The 17,518-nt window shown below is 37.1% G+C and carries 13 protein-coding genes; 12 read left to right on the plus strand and 1 reads right to left on the minus strand.

Features of this window, described 5'->3' with window-relative positions; translation table 11 throughout:
* Nucleotides 1–10 precede the first annotated feature (10 nt).
* The 5 genes from GJU43_RS04735 to GJU43_RS04755 all read left to right on the plus strand — a co-directional run bounded on the left by GJU43_RS04735 (nt 11) and on the right by GJU43_RS04755 (nt 7,130).
* Complete coding sequence (locus GJU43_RS04735; protein ID WP_154339675.1) at nt 11–3,175, plus strand: efflux RND transporter permease subunit; 3,165 nt, start codon at nt 11–13, stop codon at nt 3,173–3,175.
* 130 nt (nt 3,176–3,305) lie between these two features.
* A complete protein-coding gene (locus GJU43_RS04740) occupies nt 3,306–4,724 on the plus strand; it encodes a TolC family protein (protein WP_154339676.1) in 1,419 nt (472 codons plus the stop codon).
* Between the two features lie 826 nt (nt 4,725–5,550).
* Nucleotides 5,551–5,931 carry a DoxX family protein gene (locus GJU43_RS04745; RefSeq protein ID WP_154339677.1) on the plus strand — a complete coding sequence of 127 codons (381 nt, stop codon included), beginning with the start codon at nt 5,551–5,553 and terminating at the stop codon, nt 5,929–5,931.
* Between the two features lie 294 nt (nt 5,932–6,225).
* Nucleotides 6,226–6,603 carry a VOC family protein gene (locus tag GJU43_RS04750; RefSeq protein WP_154339678.1) on the plus strand — a complete coding sequence of 126 codons (378 nt, stop codon included), beginning with the start codon at nt 6,226–6,228 and terminating at the stop codon, nt 6,601–6,603.
* Nucleotides 6,604–6,620: 17 nt separating this feature from the next.
* The gene (locus tag GJU43_RS04755; RefSeq protein ID WP_154339679.1) at nt 6,621–7,130 is read left to right on the plus strand and encodes a DinB family protein; all 510 of its coding nucleotides are present in this window, start codon (nt 6,621–6,623) and stop codon (nt 7,128–7,130) included.
* Nucleotides 7,131–7,347: 217 nt separating this feature from the next.
* On the opposite strand, the gene GJU43_RS04760 is transcribed toward GJU43_RS04755, so the two are convergent.
* Nucleotides 7,348–7,509, minus strand: a complete 162-nt coding sequence (locus GJU43_RS04760; protein ID WP_047777346.1) for a DUF1328 family protein — start codon at nt 7,507–7,509, stop codon at nt 7,348–7,350.
* Nucleotides 7,510–7,899: 390 nt separating this feature from the next.
* Here GJU43_RS04760 and GJU43_RS04765 point away from each other — a divergent pair, with 390 nt between their 5' ends.
* From GJU43_RS04765 to GJU43_RS04795, 7 genes are all read left to right on the plus strand, one after another.
* Nucleotides 7,900–10,170 carry a glycosyltransferase gene (locus GJU43_RS04765; protein WP_154339680.1) on the plus strand — a complete coding sequence of 757 codons (2,271 nt, stop codon included), beginning with the start codon at nt 7,900–7,902 and terminating at the stop codon, nt 10,168–10,170.
* Between the two features lie 280 nt (nt 10,171–10,450).
* Nucleotides 10,451–11,209, plus strand: a complete 759-nt coding sequence (locus GJU43_RS04770; protein WP_154339681.1) for an ABC transporter permease — start codon at nt 10,451–10,453, stop codon at nt 11,207–11,209.
* Between the two features lie 2 nt (nt 11,210–11,211).
* Entirely contained in the window at nt 11,212–11,991 is a 780-nt protein-coding gene (locus GJU43_RS04775; RefSeq protein WP_154339682.1) for an ABC transporter ATP-binding protein, read from the plus strand.
* A gap of 24 nt (nt 11,992–12,015) precedes the next feature.
* Nucleotides 12,016–12,843 (plus strand): MlaD family protein, encoded by an 828-nt coding sequence (locus GJU43_RS04780; RefSeq protein WP_154339683.1) that lies wholly within the window; start codon nt 12,016–12,018, stop codon nt 12,841–12,843.
* A gap of 123 nt (nt 12,844–12,966) precedes the next feature.
* Nucleotides 12,967–15,780, plus strand: coding sequence for an AsmA-like C-terminal region-containing protein (locus GJU43_RS04785; protein WP_154339684.1), 2,814 nt, complete (start codon nt 12,967–12,969; stop codon nt 15,778–15,780).
* A 1-nt stretch (nt 15,781) separates the two neighbouring features.
* Nucleotides 15,782–16,270 carry a low affinity iron permease family protein gene (locus tag GJU43_RS04790; protein ID WP_154339685.1) on the plus strand — a complete coding sequence of 163 codons (489 nt, stop codon included), beginning with the start codon at nt 15,782–15,784 and terminating at the stop codon, nt 16,268–16,270.
* On the plus strand, nt 16,267–17,466 hold the full coding sequence (locus GJU43_RS04795) for an FAD-binding oxidoreductase (RefSeq protein WP_154339686.1): 1,200 nt from the start codon (nt 16,267–16,269) through the stop codon (nt 17,464–17,466). The genes GJU43_RS04790 and GJU43_RS04795 overlap by 4 nt, the downstream gene beginning before the upstream one ends.
* The last annotated feature ends 52 nt before the right edge of the window (nt 17,467–17,518 follow it).

Consider the following 17,518-nt stretch of genomic DNA (forward strand, 5'->3'; position numbering starts at 1 on the left):
TTTTACGAAAATGTTCAAAATATTTATACAAAGACCCGTACTGGCAACCGTTATCTCCATTTTACTGGTGATATTAGGTATACTTGGTCTTACGAAATTGCCTTTACAACAGTTTCCTGATATTGCGCCGCCATCGGTTTTAGTAACAGCAGTTTATCCGGGAGCGAATGCAGAAACGGTTTTACGTTCTGTTGCCCCTTCTTTAGAAGAATCTATAAACGGGGTTGAAAACATGACATACATGAGTTCAACAGCCAGTAATGACGGTACTTTAGCCATTACCGTTTTCTTTAAACTGGGTACAGATGCCGATCAGGCTGCTGTAAACGTTCAGAACAGGGTCGCGCAGGCTACCAGCCAGCTACCCGCAGAGGTTGTACAGCAAGGTGTGATCACTGCGAAACAACAAAACAGTTTTATTATGGCGATCGGTATGTATACCGAAGACGAAGCCAAATATGACCAGACTTTTGTGGCCAATTATGCCCAAATCAATATTATTCCTGAGATCAAACGTATTCCGGGTGTAGGTTCGGCTGCTATTTTTGGTGGTACCAAAGATTACTCCATGCGTGTGTGGTTAAACCCAACACAAATGTCAACCCATAATGTGACGCCAAATGAAGTAATGGCCGCTATTCAGGATAAAAGTTTAGAGGCTGCTCCGGGTAAATTTGGAGAAAGAAGTAAAGAAGTTTTCGAATACGTTATTAAATACAAAGGAAAACTAACCAAACCCGAAGATTACCAAAACATTGCCATTCGTTCTAATGCTGATGGTTCGGTACTTCGATTGAAAGATGTGGCCAGAGTAGAACTTGGTGCATACTCTTACAACAGTTTAACACGTCTTAATGGTAAAAAAGGAGTTGTAATTGGTATTATCCAGTTAGCAGGTTCGAACTCCAATGATATTCAGGTTGCGATCAACAAATTGATGGTTAAAGCCTCAAAAGATTTTCCTTCGGGAATAAAACACAATATTTTCTATAGTACAAAAGTTTCTTTGGACCAGTCTATCGAGCAGGTGGAACATACTTTGATTGAAGCTTTTATATTGGTATTTATTGTGGTATTTATTTTCCTTCAGGACTTTAGATCAACATTAATCCCGGCAATTGCTGTTCCCGTAGCAATTTTAGGAACGTTCTTTTTCATGCAGTTATTCGGATTCTCGATTAACCTTCTGACACTTTTCGCTTTAATCTTAGCGATTGGTATTGTGGTCGATGATGCGATTGTGGTCGTCGAGGCCGTACATGCGAAAATGGAGCATAAACATCTGTCTCCAAAAGCAGCAACTCATGAAGCAATGCACGAAATTACGGGTGCTATTATCTCGATTACGCTGGTAATGGCTGCTGTATTCCTGCCGGTAGGTTTTATGGAAGGTTCAACAGGGGTTTTCTACCGCCAGTTCGCTTTCACCATGGCCATTGCAATTGTAATTTCGGCTGTAAATGCCCTTACTTTAAGCCCTGCCCTTGCCGCTTTGTTCTTAAAAGATAATCATGCAGCAAATGACGGAGAAACACCATACGTTAAACAAGGATTCAAAGAAAAATTCTTTATCGGATTTAACAATAGTTTCAATGCTTTAACCAATCGTTATGTAAGCGGATTACAATTCTTAATCCGTAACAAATGGGTAAGTTTAGGTGGTTTGGCTTTAATTACTTTCGCTACGGTTGTAATGGTTAAAACAACTCCTGCCGGATTTATTCCGACAGAAGATCAGGGATTTATTGCGATTGCGGTGAATACACCTTCAGGAACATCACTGGATGGAACTCAAAAAGTAATGACTCAGGCAGAAAATACGTTAAGAGGTCTGGATGCTTCAAGATTCGTAACGGCAATCTCCGGTTTCAACTTATTGACGAACTCTACAAGTCCATCTTCAGCAGTTGTTTTCGTATTGCTGAAACCAAATGAAGAACGTGGGGATATCAAAAATATCGACGAAATCATGAATCAGGTTCGTGGCAAATTAGGCGCGATTTCAGGAGGAAGCTTCTTCGTATTCAGTTTCCCGACTGTACCGGGGTTTAGTAATGTGGAAGCTTTGGATTTAGTCTTACAGGACAAAACCGGTGGTAAACTGGATAAGTTTAGCGGCATCTCACAAACGTTCATTGGAGAATTAATGAAACGTCCGGAAATTGCCGTAGCCTTTACGAGTTTCAAAGCCGATTATCCACAATTACAATTGGATATCAACGATGAGAAAGCCGATCAGCTAGGCGTAAAAGTCAAAGATATACTGCAGACGATGCAGGCTTATTTTGGTAGTGCACAAGCCTCTGACTTTAACCGATTTGGTAAATATTACCGAGTGGTGGTTCAGGCTGATATTGCCGACAGAGCCGATCCGTCCGCTATTGACCGTGTGTTTGTCAAAAACAAAAACGGAGAAATGGTTCCGATCAATACTTTAGTAAAACTAACCCGTATTTATGGTTCGGAAACCGCTTCGAGATATAACCTGTTCAACTCCATTTCGATCAATGCGATTCCAAAACCTGGATTCAGTTCGGGAGATGCGATCAAAGCGATTGAAGAAGTGGCAGCACAGCAATTACCTGCAGGTTACAGTTATGAGTTCTCAGGACAAACCCGTGAAGAAATTTCTTCCGGAGGACAGTCGGCAACCATTTTCTTATTGTGTCTGATATTCATCTATTTCTTACTTGCTGCACAATATGAAAGTTACATTTTGCCACTGGCTGTAATCTTATCTATCCCTGCAGGTATTTTTGGAGTATTCGTAGCGATTGGTTTAACAGGAATCGAAAATAACATTTACGTACAGGTTGCACTGGTAATGCTTATCGGATTGCTCGCCAAGAATGCAATTCTGATCGTCGAGTTCGCGGTACAAAAAAGAAAATCAGGTCAGGCATTGGTCAAAGCTTCCATAGACGCCGCCAAACTGCGTTTACGTCCGATTATCATGACGTCATTAGCTTTCGTTGTTGGATTGATTCCGATGATGAGTGCCAAAGGCCCATCGGCTCAGGGTAACCACTCGATTAGTATTGGTGCCGCCGGAGGTATGATTTCGGGAGTAATTCTGGGCTTGTTTATCATCCCTGTTTTATTCATCGTATTCCAGTATTTACAAGAAAAAGTTACCGGAAAACCGGTAGCTGTAATTCATAACGAAGAAAAATAAAAATGGAAAATTATATAACGACAATACTGGTGACCATTATTACGGGCATCGCTTACCTATCCTATAAAATTTCAAGAGATCTTGATACCAGAAAAGATACTTGTAAAGAAATTTAATGACAACATATAAAATGAAAAAGTATATAACCAAAATCGTGATGGTCGCTATTCTGATCATTACCGTAATATCCTGTAAGGTTTCGAAGGATATTGAAACTCCAAAAGATGCATTTCCTGAAAATTTCAGGAGTGCATCGGTTTCAAAAGATACAACAAGTATCGGTGATGTGGAGTGGAAAAATTTCTTTACGGAAAAAGATATTATCGAATTAATCGACAGTGCGGTAATCCGAAATAACGATTTACAAATCGCTGTTAAAAACATCGAAATTGCACAGTACAGATTCACACAATCGAAATGGAACAATGTTCCTCAGGTAAATTTATCCGTAACAGCAAGTACCAGTAATCCGTCTGACAATAGTTTTACAGGAAAAAACCTGAGCCAGGCATTAGGCCAGAAACACATTGACGATTATTCTGCCGGAGCGACACTTTCCTGGGAAGCTGATATCTGGGGTAAAATCCGTAGTCAGAAAAAAGGGGCTTTCGCCAGTTACCTACAGTCGGAAGAAGTAAAAAAAGCATTGCAGACTACTATTGTAGCCAATGTTTCTAAAGGATATTACAATCTTTTGATGCTGGATGCGCAATTGGAAATTGCTAAGAAAAATGTGCAGTTGAATGACAGTACTACCAATATCATCAAATTAAAATACGATGCCGGACAGGTTACTTCATTGGCCATTCAGCAATCGGAGGCACAGAAGTTAAGTGCCGCACAGCTGGTTCCATTATTGGAACAAAATATTGCGATTCAGGAAAATGCCTTAAGCGTATTGACAGGATCTTTTCCGAACGCTAAAAGAAGAAGTATTCTTTTAAGTTCAATTGAAGTAAAAAACAATACCGCAATCGGAATTCCGTCTTCATTAGTAAGCAGAAGACCAGATGTAAAAAGTGCCGAGTTAGCTTTAAAAATAGCCAATGCGAATGTTGGCATTACAAAAGCCGACTTGTATCCATCCCTTAGAATTACAGCTCAGGGCGGTGTGAATTCTTTCGAAACGAGCAATTGGTTCAACATTCCGGCTTCTTTATTCGGAACTGTTGCCGGAGGTTTAACCCAGCCTTTACTCAATAACAAAAGAGTAAGAACACAATACAATATTGCAAAAGCCGAAAGAGAGAAAGCGGTTTTGAGTTTCAGACAGGCTGTTCTGGTGGCTGTTAGCGAAGTATCTGATGCTTTGGTGAAAGTGGAGAAACTGGAACAACAAAAAACTTTTCTTCAGGAACGTGTCAAAACATTACAGCTGGCCATCAAAAATTCGAATCTGTTATTCAAAAACGGAATGGCCGAATATTTGGAAGTCATAACGGCACAAGCTAATTTATTGCAAAGCGAGTTAGAACTGGCTAACTTAAAAAGAGAACAATTAGCCGCCAATACCGAGTTATATCGTGCATTGGGCGGAGGTTGGAAATAATACCCGTTTTTTAATTATTTATTTGAGTGACGCTGCAGGATTTCGATTTTGCAGCGTTTTTTTTGCTGTTGGCAGGGCACGCGGATGACGCGGGTTTGTAAGGATTTTTTTTGATTTTTAACCACAATTTTTAGCCCAATCTTGTCATCCTGAGGAACGAAGGATCACACCAGAAACGCTGCAATCAAAATCAAGTTTCAATGTTGCAAATTCCAAATCCCAAATTCCAACTCACCGCCCCAAAACCTTTGAACCTTTGCAACTCTGAACCTTTGCACCTTCAAAAAAATTCCAGGTTGCAAATCCCAAATTCCAACTCAGCGCCCCAAAACCTTTGAACCTTTGCAACTCTGAACCTTTGCTCCTTCAAAAAAATTCCAGGTTACAAATCCCAAACTCAAACTCAGCGCCCCAAAATCTTTGAACCTTTGCAACTCTGAACCTTTGCTTCTTCAAAAAAATTCCAGGTTACAAATTCCAAATTCCAACTCAGCGCCCCCGAACCTTTGAACCTTTGCAACTCTGAACCTTTGCACCTTCAAAAAAATTCCAGGTTACAAATCCCAAATTCCAACTCAGCGCCCCGAACCTTTGAACCTTTGCAACTCTGAACCTTTGCTTCTTCAAAAAAATTCCAGGTTACAAATCCCAAATTCCAACTCAGCGCCCCAAAACCTTTGAGCCTTTGCAACTCTGAACCTTTGCTCCTTCCAAAAAAAACTGTCGCAAATGCCCCTAAAAAAGTCGTAAATACGTATTCAAAAAAAAGAATAACAGTAGTAGATTTGTATTAAATATTTAACTTAACTATTTAAAAAACAAACCAATGAAGAAAGCAAAAATTATTTTCTGGATTACGACTATTATTATTTTTCTATTTGAAGGCGTTATGCCGGCCCTTACTTCCCAGTCCGAAATGGCAAAAGAAGGTATCAGGCATTTAGGCTATCCGGAATATTTCGGTAATGCTCTGGTGTTTTTTAAAGTGTTGGGCGTTTTGGCGCTGGTTATTCCTCAAGTGCCAAACAGAATCAAGGAATGGGCTTACGCCGGTTTTACTTTTGACTTTTTATTTGCCTCTATAAGCCATTTCGCAGTAGACGGATTCGGATTTCAGTCCTTTTTCCCATTAATCATTCTGGTTATTCTTCTAATATCTTATTTTTATTATCATAAAATTGAGCGACATAAAAATATCGCGTTATAAACTTCAGGAACAATGATCGAAGTTTTTAAAACAAATGTTCAGGAAATGGAGCAGTCAAAAATGATTGTAATGAAGCTTCTTGAACATTTTCCAAACAGCGTCATTACTTTTGACCTTGAAGATTGTGATAAGATTTTGAGGATTCATTCAGGATCAATTTCAAACCAAAGAATAATTGAAGTTGTGAACTCGTATGGATATGATTGTGAAGTATTATTATAGCTAAAACGTAAATCATAACTTTTAGATATCATCTAAAGCATTAATTGTTATTAATCGTTAAATACTATACCTATGAAATTACCTGCCGGCCATCAGTCAATAATGCCCTATTTAATTTTAGAGGGCGCATTACAATTTATAGATTTTACCAAAAATGTTTTTAATGCCGAAACCTCCGGCCAGTCATCGCTTCGGGACGACGGAACTGTAATGCATGCCGAAATACGTATTGACGGAAGCACCATCATGGTTACAGATGAATCTAAAGACTGGAAAAAACAAACCGCAAACTTGTTTATATATGTCCCGGATACCGATGCAACTTTTGAAAAAGCAGTTCAGGCCGGTGCAACAGTTCTTATGCCGCCAGGTGACCAGGATTATGGCAGAGCCTGTGGGGTAACGGATCCTTTTGGTAATGTCTGGTGGATTACATCTGTAAAAAAATAATTTCTAAATCAGAAAAAATGAAAGCGGAACTTCAAAAGAATGTAATCGACACATTTAAAGAATTAAACTACAAACTCGCCTCTTTTTCTGAAACAGAACTCAATACAGTTCCGTTTGAAGGAAGCTGGACCGCCGGGCAAGTGATACAGCATTTGATTATGGGATGTTCCGGTTTTCCGGAAATGTGTGCCGGTAAAACCGAAAAAAAGTCCGGAAAACCAGACCAAAAAGTGAAAGATATTGAAGCTCTTTTCTTCAATTACGATCTAAAAATGAAATCACCGGAAGCTATTATTCCGTCAGATATAACGTATAACAAAAATACATTAACACTATCTCTTTTAAAAATTGAAAAGGAATTATTAAATGTTTCCGAAACCTATGATTTAACCTTAACCTGTCTGGATTCTGAAGTTCCCGGTTTCGGCAAATTTACCATTTACGAATGGGTTAGTTTTGCACTCATTCACATCCAGAGACATTTAAATCAGTTGCAGGCGATTGGTAAAGTTGTGATAGAAAAGTAAAGCAGTCTCAGTGACAGTCTCAGTCTCAGTCTCATGAGCGGCCGAAATAGCAGTGGCAGTCTCAGTCTCGGTCGCACATTCTCACATTCTCACATTCTCACATTCTCACATTATCACATTATCTAATTATCTAATCATCTAATTTTTATATAAAAACTAAAAGCGTCGTAAGTAACAACTCGCGACGCTTTTAATTTATAAGATTAATGACTTACTACTACACTTTTGTTCTTCCGCTTATTAATGAAATAACGAATAAGACTAAAAATATGAAGAATAAAACTTTTGCAATACTAGCAGCTCCGGCGGCAATTCCACCAAAGCCAAATATTCCGGCAATTATAGCAAGAATAATAAAAATGACTGTCCAACGTAACATATGATTTGATTTTTAGTTTATAAAATGACTTATGAGGTCTGATTTGTTATATCAAATTTCTTTTTAAAAAACAGCTTCCTTTAACTCTATCCATTTTTTTATTAGCGCAATCAAACAGAAAATACAATAATTCCGGGAATGTTGCACAATTATCAGAATTTCAATTTATTTCTTACAGAATTTCCATGTAAATGCTTTAGAGTTAATTTTTTAGCGGATTGGATTAATCGTACCTTTATGTTCGTTCTAATTTTAAACATTATAAAATCAGATGCCCGAAAGATGAAATTGGCTACAAAAATAAGGTTGTCATTTTAGAAGAAAGATGACATACTTATAATTGCCTTTGTGATCTTTAATAATTACTAAATGAATTAAAAAATAATCCCCATGAAAGCACTATCCACTAAATTAAAAATAGTTTTTCTATCTACTTTTCCACCAACACAATGTGGAATAGCTACCTATACGCAGGATACAATCAAAGGAATTACCGATGTATATGGTAAGTCTGTTACTTGTGAAATTTGTGAACTGGTCGACAAACCAAATGCAAAACCAACACAGGCCTTTACCTTAAACACGAAAAAAAGAGAAGATTATACTCGCGTTGCCGAAGAAATGAATGCAGATGAAAGTATTAAACTGGTTCATATTCAACATGAATTTGGTTTGTTTTCAGGAAACTACGGTGATCATTTATTAGATTTCTTAAATGTAATCAGGAAACCGGTAACTTTTACATTTCACACAGTGCTTCCCGGTCCTAACAACGAATTAAGAACATTTGTAAAATTACTTCTTACGTACAGTAATTCAGTATTTGTTATGACAAACAGATCTGAAGAAATATTGATTAATGATTATGATATTCCAAAAGAATTCATCACCACAATATCTCACGGAACTCACGTTGTGGTGTACGAAGCACCGGAAACAGCTAAAGCAAAGTTAGGATTTGAAGACAGGACTGTTTTATCTACTTTTGGACTTTTAGGTGAGGGAAAAAATATCGAAACGGGTTTAAGGGCTTTAGGTAAAATTGTAGAAAACACACCTAACGCACTTTATTTAATTATTGGAAGAACACATCCAAATTTAATTATTGACGGAGTTGATACGTACCGTGAAAAACTTGAAGGCATTGTTAATGAATTAGAATTACATGACAATGTTCGTTTTATAAACCAATATCTTGAAACAAATGAACTTTTAGAATATCTGCAGGCAACAGACATTTATATGTTTACTTCCAAAGATCCGAATCAGGCTGTAAGCGGTACTTTTTCTTATGCCATGAGCTGTGCCTGCCCGATAGTCGCTTCAAAAATTCCGCATACCAAAGAAGTTCTGACAGAAGATTCAGGAATCTTAGTCGATATTGGAGATGAAAATCAGTTTGCTGCAGCTGCCATTAAAATACTTAATGATGAAAATCTTAGAGAAGAAATGGGGAAAAATGCCTTCAGAAAAACACGGGCTTCTTCCTGGGAAAATGTAGGGATTACACACATGAATACCTATAAAAAACTGATGGATAAAACGTATGAAATCAAGTATAGCTATCCTTCCATTCGGTTGGCTCACCTCAAAAAAATGACTACCGAACTTGGTATTATCCAGTTCAGCAAAATTTCTATTCCTGATATTTCTTCCGGTTATACGCTGGATGATAATGCAAGAGCTTTGGTCGCAGTTTGCATGCACTATAAGCTAACGGGAGACAAAGATGATCTGCCTTACATTTTAATTTACCTCGATTTTATAGAACGCTGTCAGAAACCGAAAGGTAATTTCATGAATTATGTTGATGAAAATAACAGGGAACATATTGAGCAAAATGCAGAAGTAAATCTCGAAGATTCAAATGCACGCGGTATCTGGGCCTTGGGAACAGTGGTTTCACATTCCGCAATTCTGCCGGACTCCATTGTGAAGAAAGCTTCCAAATGTTTATTAAATTCTTTAAAATGGGCTGAAACTATTCAGTCACCGCGTTCTATAGGTTTTGCTACAAAAGGGCTGTATTTATATCACAGCGTCGTTCCTAATTTATATGTCGCCGCGATTATCAATAAACTGAATGCCAAATTGCTTTCTAACTATGAAATCCATGCGACAAAAGACTGGAAATGGTTCGAAAATTATATGACTTATGGAAACGGAATTCTGCCGGAATCCATGCTATACGCCTATCTGGTGACCAATAAACCTATCTATAAAAAAGTTGCTTTAGAATCATTGGATTTTCTAATTTCAAAAACTTATAATGGCGATAACTTCAAAGTAATTTCAAACAACGGCTGGTACCACAAAGATTCAGAACCACAGGAATATGGCGAACAGCCCATTGATGTTTCCTATATGATTCAGACACTAAACTCATTTTACAACGCCTTTAAAAATCCGGAATACAAAGAACAGATGAAAATTGCCTTTAACTGGTTTTTAGGAAAAAATCACTTAAATCAAATCATGTATAATCCGGTAAGCGGAGGCGGATACGATGGACTGGAAAAAGAAAATGTAAACCTGAATCAGGGTGCCGAATCAACAGTATGTTATCTGACCGCCAGATTAATAATGGAAAATTTAAAGCTATCCGACAGTAAAGTAATTCCGTTAATGAAAGCAAAAAACAACATTGCCATTAACTCTTAACTATTTTTAAACTACACATTTAACTAAGTAAACAAATCATTTGCCGTTTACTCTTAAAATCCCTTTTTCACAAAGGGATTTTTTGTTTTTCGGAAGTGTTTAGGCAACGTTAACTTTCCAAAATTATTGTGCTGTTATGTAAATTATATAAACATCCAAAAAAGTTGTGTAAGAATTTTTGTTAACTATTAAGGTAATTTTATCCTTAAATAACAAAGGAAAATACAGATATGTTAAAATATTAATTTTCAAAAATTTAACTAACTAAAACAGTAGTATTTTGATTGTCACTTTAAAAAATACATTCGAAGAGATAGGTAATGCAACCCTGTTTGCAAAGCAGTTTTTTAAGGAAGTTTTTGTACCTCCTTATGAGGCAAAAGAATTCATGAAGCAATGCTATCTTATAGGATATAAGTCATTACCACTGGTGGCTATAACAGGCTTTATCATGGGACTGGTTCTTACGCTGCAATCAAGACCAACTCTGGTAAAATTCGGAGCCGAATCCTGGTTGCCGGGGATGGTCGCACTTTCGTTAATTCGTGAAATTGCTCCTGTAATTACGGCTTTGATCTGTGCCGGAAAAATATCTTCAGGGATTGGTGCTGAGTTAGGCTCCATGAAAGTAACAGAGCAAATTGATGCCATGGAAGTTTCGGCAATTAATCCGTACAATTATTTGGTTGTCACCCGCATTTTAGCCTGTACCCTTATGGTTCCGTTATTGGTCTTCTTTGCTGATGCTGTCGGAATTATTGGCGGATACATCGGTATTAATATTCACGGTGATGTAAATTTTTATCGTTATCTGACACAAATTCTCCAATCATTAGAATTTCTGGATTTATTTCCGGCCATTATAAAGACTTTTTTCTTTGGTTTTTTTATTGGAATGATTGGATGCTATAAAGGATTTAATGCTTCCAACGGAACTGAAAGTGTGGGAAGAGCAGCAAATTCTGCTGTTGTAACCGCTTCACTGGCCATTTTTATAATTGACATGGTAGCTGTTCAAATAACCGACTTATTTTTTTAGAGATGATTAAGGAAGAGAAAAATACACCAAAAGAACCAAAGGCAAAAAGTAAAACGCCCATAATCGAGATTAAAAATCTGCACAAAACATTTGGCAAAAATAATACGATTTTAAAAGGCGTCAATCTTACGGTTAATCAGGGTGAAGACCTTGTGATATTGGGACGCTCAGGCTCGGGAAAATCAGTAACCATAAAATGCATCGTAGGCTTGATTGAACCTGACAAAGGAGAAATAAAAGTATTCGATGAAAATGTACTGAATCTCAGCAAAAAAGAACTTAATGAAATCAGAGTCCGAATTGGATTTTTATTTCAGAGTGGTGCTTTGTACGATTCCATGTCCGTTCGTGAAAATTTAGCTTTTACACTGAAAAAACATAAAAGCGATTTAACTCCGGAAGAAGTTGAAGCGGAAGTGGTTGAAGCACTGGATAATGTAGGTTTAAGCGATGCAATAAACAAAATGCCTTCTGAATTATCAGGCGGCATGCAAAAAAGAATTGGACTGGCCAGAACTTTAATTCTTAAACCCGAAATTATTTTATACGACGAGCCCACAACAGGACTGGACACTATTACATCGAGAGAAATCAGTGAGCTGATAGTAGATATAAAAAACAAGCGTAAAACAACATCAATCATTATTACACACGATATGGCCTGTGCAAAACGTACTGCAGACCGCATTATGGTTTTAAAAGAGGGTGTAATACATGCTGAAGGAACTTACGAAGAACTGGAGAAAAGCGAAGACGAGTGGGTACGCTCTTTTTTTGAATAAACTTAAAAAATAAAATTAGAAATCATGGATAAGCAATCTGGATATACTTGGAAATTGGGAATGTTTGTAACAGTTGGATTGTTGCTTTTTATAATGGCAATTTATTTCATCGGAAAACAAAAAAATCTTTTTGGATCAACATTTCACATCACATCACAATTTAAAACGGTTAGCGGTTTAGAGGTGGGAAATAATGTTCGTTTTTCAGGAATCAATATCGGGACAGTTGAAGAAATACAGTTAATAAACGATTCTTCTGTGGTTGTTTCAATGGTTATAAAAGATGATGTCCGCGAATTTATTAAAACAGATGCCCGTGCCAGTATTGGTTCTGATGGTTTAATGGGCGATAAAGTCCTGACTATTTCTCCGGGAGTGAAATCTACTAAAGTGATTGAAAATAACGGTGCAATTGCTTCTATTAACGGCATTGAGATGCAGGATTTAATGAAAAGCGTTAAGAAAAGTGTTGATAATGCTGCCGTCATCACCGATGAACTTGCCATTTTCAGCCACAGCATGAATAACGGAAACGGAGCTTTGGCCCGATTGGTCCGAGATGATAAAATGGCTGCAAGTGTTTCTAATACACTCTCTAATCTGGAAAGCGGAACCAAAGGTTTTAGTCAGAATATGGAAGCTGCAAAAAGCAATTTCCTGCTTAGAGGCTACTACAAGAAAAAAGAGAAAGAAAAAGCGAAAAAACAGGAAGAAATAAAAGAGAAAAAAGAAGAGCAACAGGAAAAAGCTGAAAAAGAAAAAGAGAAAAAGGAGAAAGAACAAAAAGAGAAAGAGGAAAAACAAAAAGAAGAAGAGGCTAAAAAAGCAGAAGCTCAAAAAGAGAAAAAATAATTCCTTTTTGAAATGTGATTTGGGAAATGTATCAGAACGCTGCGTTTTTCAAAATTAAAATCTTCGGTTTTATGTATGGAGTAACGCTTCAATCCTGAATATGAATTTTTAAATCTATTGTACATGCCATTTTCATTCCGACATACCGCCTTTAAATTTTTAAAAATAACAGGAATAGTACTGGCAGGAATTCTGTTGTTATTATTCCTGATTCCGCTTTTATTTCCCGGAAAAGTCGCTTCTGAAGTAAAGAAAATTGCCAACGAGCGCCTGGATACCAAAATGGATTTCACGAAATCCCGACTTTCTTTTTTTACCCATTTCCCCTCTTTAACCGTCTCTTTAGATGATTTGTCAATGACAGGCTCTGCTCCTTTTGGCAATGATACTTTATTGAAAGCAGAACAGGTGGCTTTTGGAATCAACCTTAAAAGGCTGATTTTCGACAATGAAGTTAAAATCAATAAACTATATGTTTCCAGGGCCTTAATAAATGTTATGGTCAACCAAAAAGGACAAGCCAATTATAATATTTATATTGCTCCTGAAGATAAAAAAAATCAAAAAGGAGGTGCTGAAGAAGGAACTGCCATCAGACTGGAACGAATTGACCTCGAAGACTGTCATATTAAATACAACGATCGTTCCGCTAAAATTCTGGTAGATGCCAAAGGTTTTAATTATATTGGAAAAGGAAACTTAAGCGAAGATATTTTTGATCTAAATACAGATGCAAAAATTGACAGCGTAGATTTCTATTACAACAGAACCGCTTACCTGAGAAAAAAAGAACTGCGCGCTAATTTAATTACCCGGATCAATACACATGCCCTTTCGTTTATTCTTCAGAAAAATGAATTAAAAATCAATAAACTCCCGCTCAAATTTACCGGATTATTAACCATTTTAAGAGATGGGTACAAAATCAACATCAAAGCGGCATCAGAGAAAACAACCTTAAAAGATTTATTCTCTGTAATGCCTCCGGAATATTTAACGTGGATGAACGAAACCGAAATTTCAGGCAACAGTGACCTGCTTTTTACTTTTAAGGGAAATTATAACGTCGCCAAAAAGCAAAAACCGGATTTAGCGTTTAATCTCAAAATTGACAAAGGCGCCATAAATTATCAAAATGCCCCCGCTCCGCTAACAGATTTTCAGATGAACCTGAGTGCTATCATGCCTTCGCTTGATGTTGAAAAACTGCTCATTAATTTAAGTACACTTCAATTTAAAGTAGGGGAAAAAGATTATTTCAATGCCTATCTTCATAGCAAAGGCTTTACCGAAATGGATGTAAACGCAAGCGTAAAAGGTGCTCTGGACCTCGCCACGGTTGATGCTGCTTTGGGTTTGACTTCGCTTGAGTTAAAAGGAATCTTAAAAACCAATATTCAGGCAAGAGGAACTTTCAGTAGCTCAAAAAAACTATTCCCTAAAACGATTGGCGGAATTTCATTGCGAAACGGCTGGCTTAAAACAGAATCGTATCCAAATCCAATTACCGACATTACCTTTATCGCCAATGTACTCAACAAAGCCGGAACATTCAAGGATCTGATTGTTTCTGTGGCACCTGCTTCTTTTGCCTTTGAAGGAAATCCGGTGTATGTAAATGCGACACTTTCGGATTTTAGTGATTTGGCCTACAATGCTAAAATAAAAGGGGAACTCAATGTTGGACGTATTTACAAAGTCTTTTCCCGAAAAGGTGTTGATATAACCGGCTACGCAAAAGCAGACCTTTCCCTAAAAGGAAAACAAAGTTATGCCACCAACGGACAATATGACAAATTAGACAATAAAGGAACCATAATCCTTAAAAACATCACGGCTACATCGGAACTTTTTCCAAAAGCTTTTTTTATCAAACAAGGAAATTTCCGTTTTCAAAACGAGAAGATGTGGTTTGAAAAATTTGATGCTTCTTATGGAAAATCAGACTTTGCCATTAACGGATACCTGCTGAATACCATTAATTACTTTCTGGAATCAAATGGAACACTGACCGGGGATTTTAATATGAAATCAAAACTGATCAATGTAGATGAATTCATGGCACTTGAAAAAGGAGATAATAAAGATCGGAATATTGAGGTTGATTATGCCAAAGAAGATCATCCGAAAATGAGTGGTGTGGTCATTATTCCTAAAAATTTAGAGGTCGGATTGAAAACAAATGTAGACAAAGTAGCATACAATGGATTGATCTTCAATAAAATTTCGGGAAAAATAGGTATTACAAAAGGTAATTTCTATCTGGAAAAAACTACTTTGAACATTATCGACTGCCTTTTGGGTGTTGACGGCAGTTATAAAGATGAATCACCTACCTCCGCACATTTTGATGCTCATTTTACCGCTAAAGATTTCAGTGTACAAAGGGCTTATAAAGAAATTCCGATGTTTCATGATATAGCTAGTGCAGCCGAAAAAGCACAGGGAATCATTTCTGTAGATTATAACATAAAGGGAGATCTGAACGGAAATATGGGACCTATTTATGAATCTCTGGAAGGTGGCGGAATTCTGAATTTACGTGATGTACAGGTAAAAGGTATGAAATTATTTGACGGAATAAGTGCTCACACAGGTCAGAAAGATTTAAATAATCCGGATCTGAAAGGCATTGAAATTAGATCAAGCATTGATAACAATCTGATTCATATCGAGCCTTTTACTTTCTCCGTATCTGGTTTTAGACCGACTATAAAGGGAACGACAAGTTTTGACGGATTACTGGATTTACGAATGCGTTTAGGGCTTCCGCTATTTGGCCTTATCGGATTCCCAATTGTCATTACAGGAACGCATGATGCTCCTAAAATCAAGATTTTCAGTAAGACAGGCCAAAAAATAAACGACGCCGTCTATGACGAAAAAAACAATAAAGTAATTCGGGAAGAAAAAGTGAGTAAACAAAAAGTTAAATGAAATGAAAAATAAAAAAAAGAACGGCACCAGTGCATTCGAAAAATTCGCTTCACATGTTTCTAAGGCAGCCGGAAGTACTACTGCTTTTATAACGGCTTTTTTAATTGTTGTCGTCTGGGCCGCATCTGGACCCATTTTCGATTATTCTGAAACCTGGCAACTGGTGATCAATACCGGAACAACCATTATTACTTTTCTGATGGTCTTTTTAATTCAGAAGGCACAGAATAAAGATTCATTGGCCATTCAGCTGAAATTAAACGAACTGGTTGCTTCAAACGAATATTCGAGCAACAGTCTGGTGGATATTGAAAGTATGACCGAAGAAGAAATGATCATCGTACAAAAATATTATCACAGACTTAGTGAACTTGCCAAAAAAGAGGAAAGTGTAAGAACATCGCATTCTATTGCAGAAGCGCATGAGCAACACGAACGAAAAGATAAAAACAGGACAAAAATGCGTACCAAAAACATCACAAAAAAATGAAGCTACGTTCAACAGAAACCTTATGGCCATTAAAATATGCGATGGATGTAAGTTATCCGTCAATAGACTCAGATTTAGAGACTGAAATTTTAATTATCGGTGCCGGAATAACCGGAGCGCTCATCGCTTATAAACTCATCAACGAAGGAAAAAAAGTAATTATGACAGACCGTCGTGATATTTGCAACGGCAGTACTGCTGCGAGTACCGCCCTGCTTCAATATGAAATAGATGTGTCTTTGCATGAATTAATAAAAATCAGGGGATTAGAATGTGCTGTTGATAGTTACAAGAATGGAAAAAAAGCCATTTTTGACTTGCGGAATATAATCGATACCATAAAGAGCGACTGCGAGTTTGAATTCAAAAAAAGCATTTATTTCTGTTCCTTAAAAAAGGATCTTCCTTTTTTGAAAGCCGAATTTAAATCAAGAAAAGAAAATGGTTTCGATGTAAACTGGCTGGAAAAATGGGATCTAGAAAAATTAGGCGTGAATGCCATAGCAGCTATTGAATCTCATACTGCGGCCGTAATGGACCCGTACAAACTGGCCCAGGATTTAATCCGCTATTGCGAGAAAAAAGGAATGCAAATTCTGGATCGTACCAATATTACTTCAACTCAGGATCAAAAAGGAAAACTGATTGCACATACAGAGAACAAATGTAAAATTACAGCTGATCATATTATACACTGCAGCGGCTATGAAAGCACCGAAACACTCACGGAAAAGGTTGTTGACTTAAAAAGCACCTATGTAATTACTTCAGAGAGTCTTCCGGATTTACCAAAAGCTTTTAAGAATGCGATCTTTTGGGACACCTCATCTCCGTATTTATATTTTCGAAGTACGCAGGACAACCGAATCATTATGGGCGGGGGTGACGAAGATTTTAAGGATCCGAAAAAGAGAGATAAGCTACTACCTAAAAAAGAACAATTTTTATTGAAAAAATTCGAAAGAAAATTCCCGAATATCGATTTTAAAATTGATTATTCCTGGGCAGGCACTTTTGGAGAAACAAAGGATGGTTTACCTTATTTCGGAAAACCAGATCCGAATAAAAACGAACATTACGTTTTAGGTTTCGGAGGAAACGGAATTACCTTCAGTGTCATCGGAATGAATTCGGTTTTATGTTCTATTGAAGGTAAGAAACATAAGGATTTAGACTATTATAGGTTTCATAGATAGTTCTTTGAGGTTCTAAGGTTCTAAGCTGCTAAGGCACTAAGTTTTTTTCTTA

This window comes from Flavobacterium sp. LC2016-23 (genome assembly GCF_009674775.1).
Taxonomy (GTDB): domain Bacteria; phylum Bacteroidota; class Bacteroidia; order Flavobacteriales; family Flavobacteriaceae; genus Flavobacterium.